Source organism: Bartonella sp. AP36NXGY (assembly GCF_042195865.1).
Taxonomy (GTDB): domain Bacteria; phylum Pseudomonadota; class Alphaproteobacteria; order Rhizobiales; family Rhizobiaceae; genus Bartonella.
The window spans coordinates 1-1,139 of record NZ_JBHIPD010000109.1; the positions used below are offsets into that span (position 1 = coordinate 1).

Sequence of the window (1,139 nt, forward strand, 5' to 3'; positions counted from 1 at the left end):
GCTGAAGCCACATCTGTATAGCTCTCCTCACTCTCAGTTCCATCAGATTTTACTGTTTTAACCGTGAACTTAGGTTTGCTCCATTTACCATCCTCATACTTAGCTCCTCCACCTAAAGATTGTGCAACTTTATCACCTAGAGCATAAAGCTGGTTACCCGCTACGGCATCCGTTGAAGTTCCACTAATATCTCCATTTTTAAGAGACGTAATCTTGTTGTTCTCTTTACTGTCCCCATGCGTCGCTACAAAGGAATGTGCAGTGTCGCTCCATAATAAAGCATCACCATTAACCGCTTGAGTAATATTACTTAGTTTATCCTCAAACTTTTTGACCTCATTAGACAGATGTGTGTTCACATTCTTGACACTCGTATCAAGACCCGCAAAGGCGCTACCAACATCATTGAAGCTCGTCTTTACCACATCACCATCTGCAGAAACATGAGAGATCTCGTAAGTCGGAGCTGACCATGTGCCATTCTCATACTTAGCTTTACCACCTAAGGACTGCGCAACACCGCTCCCTAGTGCATATAGCTGGTTACCCGCTACAGCATCACTTGAGTCTTTAGTTATAGATCCATTGGCAAGCGATGTTATCTTGCTGCTTGCATTCTCTTCACCATGCGTCGCTACAAACGCACCTTTAGACTTATCCCACAACAAGGCGTCAGCTTGAGCAGTGGTAATGCCCTTTTCAATCTCTTCGGTAATTTCATCCTTAACATTATCGATTTTATCTTTAACATTCTCGAATGAATCACCAACACCAGCAAAGGCAGACGCGACATCGTTATAACTCGAGGCAGTAACACTGCCATCAGATGAAAACTTTTTAACCGCGAATGTAGGCGCACTCCAAGTCCCATTCTCATACTTAGCTTTACCACCTAAAGACTTCGCAACACCGCTCCCTAGTGCATACAGCTGGTTACCCGCTACAGCATCACTTGAGTCTTTAGTTATAGATCCATTGGCAAGCGATGTTATCTTGCTGCTTGTATTCTCTTCACCATGCGTCGCTACAAACGCACCTTTGGACTTATCCCACAACAAGGCATCAGCCTGAGCAGTGGTAATTTCATTGGTAATCTCTTTATGTAAATCCGTGAAAGACGTTCCTACACCGGCAAACGC

The 1,139-nt window shown here is 44.1% G+C and carries 1 pseudogene; it reads right to left on the reverse strand.

From position 1 onward, the window contains the following. Positions 1-1,139 (reverse strand): annotated as a pseudogene (locus tag ACFINX_RS10130) (hypothetical protein); the annotation flags it as partial.